The sequence below is a fragment of the Bradyrhizobium sp. NAS96.2 genome, from assembly GCF_001908235.1.
Classification (GTDB): Bacteria; Pseudomonadota; Alphaproteobacteria; order Rhizobiales; family Xanthobacteraceae; genus Bradyrhizobium.
This window is the reverse complement of the sequence record NZ_LGHK01000433.1, coordinates 1-877: the sequence shown is the minus strand read 5'-3', so window position 1 is coordinate 877 and position 877 is coordinate 1. Positions and strand designations below refer to the sequence as shown.

General features: G+C 64.0%; 1 protein-coding gene. It reads left to right on the top strand.

Features of this window, described 5'->3' with window-relative positions; genetic code table 11:
- Window positions 1-877 (top strand): DUF5801 repeats-in-toxin domain-containing protein (locus AC628_RS44665; protein ID WP_245321624.1); only part of this gene is annotated, 877 nt, incomplete at both ends.

Below are 877 nucleotides of genomic sequence, written 5' to 3'. Positions count from 1 at the left end.
GTTCACGCTGACGGTCAACACCGCGACCGGCGACGTGACCTTGACGCAGGATCGTGCGGTGCACGAGCCGACCGCCTCCAGCCCGGACACCGGTGAGGGCATCAGCCTGACCGGTGGTCTGGTGGCGCTGACGGCGACGGTGACCGACAAGGATGGCGACAGCGCCGCGCAGAACCTCGATCTGAGCAGCCACGTCACGTTCCACGACGACGGCCCGTCAATCTCGCTGAGCGGGAACGTCAACTCCCTGAACACCTTTGAGGCCTATCTGTCGGCTTCGACCAATGCCGGCATCAATGGTTCGACGCCGGATGCAGTGCCGACGCAGGGTCACGCTCTCGACAAGGAGAACTTCGCGGGTGCGTTCACGGTGGTGACAGGCGCCGATGGCGCGACCACGGCCTATGCGCTGAGCATCGCGAACAACGGTATCGCGACCAATCTGATCGACAGCGCCTCCGGTCTTGGCGTCGTGCTCGATCAGACTGGCAACACGATCTCCGGCTATGTCACCGGCCATGAAAATGACGCGGCGTGGCTGGTGTTCACGCTGACGGTGAACACCGTGACCGGCGACGTGACCTTGACGCAGGATCGTGCGGTGCACGAGCCGACCGCCTCCAGCCCGGACACCGGTGAGGGCATCAGCCTGACCGGTGGTCTGGTGACGCTGACGGCGACGGTGACCGACAAGGATGGCGACAGCGCTAGCCAGAAGCTCGATCTCAGCTCGCATGTGACGTTCCACGACGACGGCCCGTCAATCTCGCTGAGCGGGAACGTCAACTCCCTGAACACCTTTGAGGCCTATCTGTCGGCTTCGACCAATGCCGGCATCAATGGTTCGACGCCGGATGCAGTGCCGACGCAGGGTCAC